The 6,248-nt window shown below is 69.1% G+C and carries 8 protein-coding genes; 5 read left to right on the top strand and 3 right to left on the bottom strand.

The annotated features are described in order from the left end of the window. Positions 1 to 119: 119 nt before the first annotated feature. The 3 genes from ACZ53N_RS28760 to ACZ53N_RS28750 form a co-directional block, all read right to left on the bottom strand. Positions 120 to 881, bottom strand: coding sequence for an SDR family NAD(P)-dependent oxidoreductase (locus ACZ53N_RS28760; protein ID WP_469143718.1), 762 nt, complete (start codon positions 879 to 881; stop codon positions 120 to 122). A gap of 118 nt (positions 882 to 999) precedes the next feature. Next, on the bottom strand, positions 1,000 to 1,581 hold the full coding sequence (locus tag ACZ53N_RS28755) for a TetR/AcrR family transcriptional regulator (protein WP_469143717.1): 582 nt from the start codon (positions 1,579 to 1,581) through the stop codon (positions 1,000 to 1,002). A gap of 117 nt (positions 1,582 to 1,698) precedes the next feature. Further along, positions 1,699 to 2,313: a TetR/AcrR family transcriptional regulator gene (locus tag ACZ53N_RS28750; protein ID WP_469143716.1), complete on the bottom strand. Its 615-nt coding sequence runs from the start codon at positions 2,311 to 2,313 to the stop codon at positions 1,699 to 1,701. A 323-nt stretch (positions 2,314 to 2,636) separates the two neighbouring features. On the opposite strand from ACZ53N_RS28750, the gene ACZ53N_RS28745 reads away from it, so the two are divergent. The 5 genes from ACZ53N_RS28745 (at position 2,637) to ACZ53N_RS28725 (ending at position 6,216) form a co-directional block, all read left to right on the top strand. After that, on the top strand, positions 2,637 to 3,407 hold the full coding sequence (locus ACZ53N_RS28745; RefSeq protein ID WP_469143715.1) for an AfsA-related hotdog domain-containing protein: 771 nt from the start codon (positions 2,637 to 2,639) through the stop codon (positions 3,405 to 3,407). Positions 3,408 to 3,501: 94 nt separating this feature from the next. Beyond that, positions 3,502 to 4,119: a hypothetical protein gene (locus ACZ53N_RS28740; RefSeq protein ID WP_469143714.1), complete on the top strand. Its 618-nt coding sequence runs from the start codon at positions 3,502 to 3,504 to the stop codon at positions 4,117 to 4,119. Between the two features lie 46 nt (positions 4,120 to 4,165). Beyond that, a complete protein-coding gene (locus ACZ53N_RS28735) occupies positions 4,166 to 5,020 on the top strand; it encodes a hypothetical protein (protein WP_469143713.1) in 855 nt (284 codons plus the stop codon). 63 nt (positions 5,021 to 5,083) lie between these two features. Beyond that, complete coding sequence (locus tag ACZ53N_RS28730; RefSeq protein ID WP_469143712.1) at positions 5,084 to 5,299, top strand: tautomerase family protein; 216 nt, start codon at positions 5,084 to 5,086, stop codon at positions 5,297 to 5,299. A gap of 104 nt (positions 5,300 to 5,403) precedes the next feature. Then, complete coding sequence (locus ACZ53N_RS28725; protein ID WP_469143711.1) at positions 5,404 to 6,216, top strand: carboxymuconolactone decarboxylase family protein; 813 nt, start codon at positions 5,404 to 5,406, stop codon at positions 6,214 to 6,216. The last annotated feature ends 32 nt before the right edge of the window (positions 6,217 to 6,248 follow it).

The raw sequence follows: 6,248 nt of genomic DNA, 5'->3' as shown, positions 1-6,248 counted from the left end.
CTTCTTGTATGTGCTCCTCCTCGGTCTGTTTTGTTTGTCCCCGACCTCCCCAACAACCAGCCCGTCCGGCGATTGAGGACGCGCCCGCAGGGCGCTCGCCGCCGCAGGCGGCAACGGCGCTACGCCGTGACGCCGCCGTCGAGGACGAGTTCGGTGCCGACCGTGTATCCGGCCTGGTCACCGGCCAGGTAGAGCACGGCGGCGGCGACCTCGTCGGGGGTGCCCGCCCGGCCGACGGGCACCTCGTGGCTCATCCGCTCGGCCTTGTCCGCCGCGGACTCGCCCGGGTAGGAGGACATCGAGGTCTCGATGGGGCCGGGGCTGACGGCGTTGATCCGGACCCCGTCGCCGATGTGGTCCAGGGCGGCGTTGCGGGTCAGCGCCGAGACGGCCGCCTTGCTGGTCGCGTACGCGGCCAGGCTCTCCTTGCGCAGGTGGGCGTCGAGGTTGGACGAGATGTTCACGATGGCGCCGCCGCCGTGCGCGCGCATGTGGCCGACCTCGTACTTCATCGACAGATAGACGCCGGTGAGGTTGGTGGCGATGACACGCTGCCAGTCCTCCTCGGGGATGTCGGCGAGCTTGGCGGGCGGGACGAACAGCCCGACGTTGTTGACGGCCACATCGAGGCCGCCGAAGCGCTCGACGGTCTGCCGGACGAGGGCCTGGACATCCTCGGAGCGGGTGACGTCGGCGGTGATCGCCGCGGCCTCGCCGCCCTCGGCCTCGATGAGGGAGACGGTCTCCTTCAGGGGCTCCGCCCGACGGCCCGCGACGACGACGCGGGCACCCTCGCGGGCGAAGGCCAGGGCGATGGCCCGGCCGATTCCCGTGCCGCCGCCGGTGACGAGGGCGGTCCTACCGGTGAAGCGTGCGGTCATGACGACGACTCCTTGTGTGGAACGTTTATAAAGAACGATCGGTCTTGAATCAAGGTGTGACGAGGCACCCCAAGGGCGTATGGCGCCTTCGGGTGTTCCGGTGTTCGAGGGGAGGGGCTCAGTCCAGCAGTGACAACGCCTGCGCGGCGGCGTCCCGCAGCAGGCCGGCGCCGGCGTCGACCTTGCCGACCACCCGCATGCCCTGCATGAGAACCAGCAGCATCCGCGCGAGCGCGACGGGGTCCCGGCCGGCGGTCAGTTCCCCCTGGGCCCTGGCCCGCATCAGCGCCGACGTCAGTGCCGCTTCCATGCTGTGCCAGCTCTGCTCGACCCGCCGGGCCGCGTCCGGGTCGTGCGATCCGAGTTCGACGGCCGTATTGGTGACGAAACAGCCGCGCCGCAGCTCGTCGTGGGCTGCTTCCTCCGCGAAGCGCTCGATCAGTCCCCGCACGGCGGGCAGGGCCGGCCCCGGCTGGGACAGTTCCTCCAGGATGTGGGGGGTGTGCTGCTCCGCGTAGCGGTCCATGGCCTTCGTGTAGAGCTCGCGCTTGCTGCCGAAGGTGGCGTACAGGCTCGCCCGGGCGATGCCCAGGTGCGCCACGAGGTCCGCCATCGACGTCGCTTCGTAGCCGCGCCGCCAGAACAGCTCCACGGCTGACTGCAGGGCGGCGTCCGGGTCGAATTCCTTGGTCCTGGCCACGGGAGTAACCCTAGGGGAATCAAGAACGATCAGTCAAGAATATGAGGGGCGGCCCGGCGGGTACGCCGTGTACTCGCCGGGCCGCCGAGTGGTACGCACGGTGGGCCGCCGGGATCTTCAGTGGGCTTCCAGGCTGACCGCGGGGGCGGCGGTGGTGAGGACGGAGCGGCCGTGGGCCACCAGGACCGTACGCAGTTTGTCCCAGCCCTCCTCGTCGTCCGGGGCCAGTCCGGTCATCAGCCGGCGCTGCTGCTCCACGACGAAGGGCCAGGACGCGATGCCGATGAGGGTCATCAGCAGGGTCCCGGCCTTCCGTGCGGAGCCGATCTGCAGTGTTTCGCTCAGGATCTCGCTCTTGAGCGTGTAGTACGCCTCCCGTTCGGCCTCGCCGGGGATCTCCTTGTTGCCGTAGTGCAGGCCCTCCCAGGCCAGCAGGCGGATGAGGCTGTTGTCGCGGCGGTGGTAGTCGAAGACGTGGCCTACGTACTCCTCGATTCCCTCCCTCGTGGTCGGCACCGGCACCTGCTCGCTCAGGTCCCGGTAGGCCTGGGCGAGCACGGCGGCGAAGAGCTGGTCCTTGTTGCCGAAGTAGGCGTAGATACGCTGCTTGTTGGCCGCCGCCTGTTCGGCGATGCGGTCCACTCGGGCTCCGGAGATGCCGTACTGGGCGAACTCCGCACGGGCTGCTTCCAGGAGGCGAGTGGGTGTGTCGGGGGTAGTTTCCTTGCTCATGCGGCCACTCTAGAGGAACTCCAACCAACCGTATAGTTGTCCGCAACCAACTAGATGGTTAGCGAAAACCAACTGGATGGTTGCGCGGCTCCCGGACATGTCCTAGTGTCTTCGACATCGGCCCGGCTGACTCGCCGGTAGCACCGCAGAACACAGGCAGCACACAGCACGACGAAGCACGGGGGGCGTGCCGCGACCTTCGCGGTTCCATGCCGCCGCAGCCGTTCTTCGCGCTTTTCGCACCTCTCAGCGCACCTCTCACTTCCACGTCACCGCCTGGGCACAGCCATGCCGCAGGGCGGTACTCACCGAGGAGCTTCGTCATGAGCCAGACCCTTCTCAGCGTCGTTCTGGTAGGGGACCGTTTCATCGGTTTCGCCGTGCAGGAGAACGTCTTCACCGTCTCCCAGTTACTCGACCGTGTCCGCGGCGGCTTCTACGCCCCCCAGGGTGCGCCGGTCCTGATCGAGAGCGCCCAGGGTGTGGCCGAGTCGGACGTCGTCATGATCGTCGAGGAGCTGCGCCACCAGGGCCTGCAGGAGCGGGTGCAGATCAGACTCCAGCCATCCACCCTCAGTGGGTCGGGTGAGGTGCACAAACGCATGGTGGCCAACGCCCTGATAGCGGATCTCTACCAGGTCAGCGACGTGCTCTACGGTGCCGGCCTGCGGCTGCACAACGACAACGAGCTGCTGCTCGACCACCAGACCGGACAGCACGTCCAGGGCATGGTGGCCGTCGAGGCGTCCCGGCAGATGTTCCTGGCCGTCACCGAGCGCTATTACGCGGCCCAGTGGCCGCAGCGCCGCTACTACTACGTCATCGAATCCATGAACACGGACTTCGAGAACTTCCTCTTCCCGCTCTGCTCCACCATCGAGTACCGCGTCACCAAGGCGCAGACCCAGGACCCCGCGCGGCTGTCATTCGCCGCCGACATCTCCATCCACCAGGCGGGCCGCCGGGCCTCCCTCACCCAGGTGGCGTTCACCGCCTTCGACGCCGAGCTCATCGAAGCCAAGGAAGACCGCCGGGCGCGCCAGGCCGTCGAGCACATGCTCCGGTCCCCGATGGCAGCCCTCAGCGGCGTCTGACCGCCCCGGCCGTCCGCCGGCCCCGCAGGTCACCCATCGACTTTCCTTCCTTTTCCGTTCGTTCCCCCCTTTGTTCACCATGAGGAGCACCACCATGTCCGCATCGCTGATCACCGCCGTCGAGCTGTCCGTCAAGCCCGACCGGATTGACGCCGCCGCCGAGGCCTGGAAGGCCCACCACGACGCCTCGTCCTTCACCGGCCGCGCCCTCTTCCGCAGCCTGGAGGGCTCGAAGCTGCTCGAACTCGCCCCGGTCACCGGCTGGGAGGAGTTCCCCGCCCTGCGCGAGGACTGGGCGAAGCTCTGGGACACCGTCGGCCCGCTGGCCGAGGGCGACTTCCGTCGCCAGGTGCTGGGCTTCGTGGACGCGCCCAAGCCCATCGACACGCCGCTGCCGCTGACGCCCTATGTGCAGATGCGCCACATCGAGGTGCCGCCCGGCGTCCACACCGCGTACCGCGCCTGGCGCGAGGAGACCATCTACGACGTGGTCCGCACCTCCGACGAGGTCGAGGCGTTCGTGGCCTACCACTCCGTCGTGAGCACCGAGCCCGGCGTCATGTTCGTCTCCGGATTCAGCTGCGACCCCGCCGAGTACAACGCGGTCTTCACCTCCCCCCGCTACCAGGAGATCGTCCGCCAGGCCGGCGACCGCTACATCGCGGGCGGAGAGCGCGGTCTCTTCACCGAGATCTACGCCCGCGTCTCCTGACCACTTTCCCGACACCTCTCCTGGAACCTTCGAGAAGGAGAAGACGGTGACGCAGTCACGCACCTTCCAACTGAGTCTCACCACCCAGGGACCGGCCTACCCGCCCAGCGAAGTGATGGACGGAAACGGTGACTTCGTCGTCATCGGCCGTATCAATCGCGACAACGGCGCGGGCGGGGTCTCCCAGACCTGGGGATCGGCGATCGTCTCCGCCGGCAGCCCGCTGCCGAAGTTCGGCGAGCACCAGCCGTACGAGATCGTGCGCGAACTCCCCGACCACCCCGCGCAGTTCAGCCCGGCGGACAACGGGATCGTGCTGCACACGCTGCCGCTCCCGCTGCCGTGCAACAACTACCCCATGGTGTTCGCCCCCGAGCAGTGCCCGGACGCGCACCTGGTCACCCGCCCCAGCTACCCCTTCCACCAGGTCGCCGTGCCGGACCTGCGGGCCCAGGACGGCCCCAAGGTCACCGAGCCGGTCACCCTCGGCAAGTGGGCGGAGGCCCGCGGTGAGCTGGAGGTGCGGCTGGTGGACGGCGGCACGGCCGCGGAGTTCGCCTGCGACTTCTCCGGCATGCTGCCCAACAGCCTCTACACGGTGATGTCCCTGCGCGAGCACGACCTCGACCCCGACGGGCCCACCCGGCCCGGCCCGCTGGGCGTGCCCAACGCCTTCGTCACCGACCAGGACGGCAAGGGCCGCTACCGGGCCGTACTGCCGGACCCCTTCCCGGCACCCGGCACCGGCGGCAACCGCATCGTCAACGTCATCGTGCTCTGGATGAGCTACCAGCAGAACTACGGCGGCGCGATCGGCTGGTTCGGCCTCGGCGGGGACATCCACGCCCAACTGAAGCTCCAGGGGCCGAGCTTCATGGAATTCGTCACCACCGCCAAGTGATCACCACCGCCAAGTGATCAGCACCGCCCTGTCGAACACCGCCCTACCGAAAGAGGAACCACCATGCCCATCGTCTCCGTGACGACCTGGCCGACCGACAACGACGAACAGTGCCGTGAGCTGATGGAAGAGCTCACCGCGACCGTGCACCGGATCACCGGCGCCCCCCTCGACAAGATCACGGTCTATGTCCGGGAGGTCCCGCGCGAGCGCTGGTCCGAGGGCGGCGTGCTGGGCTCGAACCCGGAATTCGCCGCGCTCAGCCGACGCACCGGCTGACCACGGGTGTGAACGGGGCCACGGGGCCGGGCTACGCGCCCGGCCCCCGCTCCCCGACCCCGCCGCATCGAAGCCCCGACCCCCGACACCGAAAGTTGACGGCCATGTCCACGAACTCCTCAGGCCCCGCCGCAGACGACCGCATGGAGCGCGGTCTGGAGACGATCCGCCGCATCGAGCGCGCCGAACGGCCCGGAGTCCTCGACGGATTCAGCGACGTGGCCCCCGGCTTCGGCGAGATCATCGTCGGCTACGCCTTCGGCGACATCTGCTCCCGGCCAGGCCTGGAGACGCCCACCCGTCAGCTCGTCACCGTCGCCGCGCTGACGACCCTGGGCAACGCCGCCCCGCAGCTCTCCTTCCACATACGGGGAGCGCGCAACGTCGGCTGCACCCGGCAGGACATCGTCGAGACGGTCATGCACCTCTGCCCGTACGCCGGTCTCCCCGCGACCGTCGAAGCCCTGAAGGTCGCCGCCGCCGTGTTCGAAGCCGAACCCCGGCCGGACGGGGACGAGCCCACCGGATCCGCCGCGACCGACGACCGCTACGAGCGGGGACTGCACCTGCTGAAGGCCCTCGACGGCCTCACCACGGAGACCGCCGGCCCCCAGGGCCCGGTCACCGACCTCGCCCGCTGCCTCATCGAGTTCGCCCTCGGCGACATCTCCGGGCGCGACGGCCTCGACGCCCGCACCCGGGAGATCGTCTCCATCGCCGCCTGCACCGCACTGGGAACCCCCCTGCGACCGCGGCTGGAGACGCACCTGCGCGCCCTGCTCGCGGCCGGCGGCACCGAGGAGGAAGCCATCGAGACGGTCCTCCAGATGGCCGTGTACGCGGGCGTCCCGACCGCGGTCAACGGCCTCAACGCCGTCCGTGACGTCTACCGGACGGCCGTCGGACAGCCCGCCTGACCCGCCGCACCGGCCTCCCACCCCACCTCGTA

The sequence above is a fragment of the Streptomyces sp. NPDC033229 genome (genome assembly GCF_055576875.1).
The sequence above is the reverse complement of the archived record's forward strand: the minus strand, read 5'-3'. Positions and strand labels throughout refer to the sequence as shown.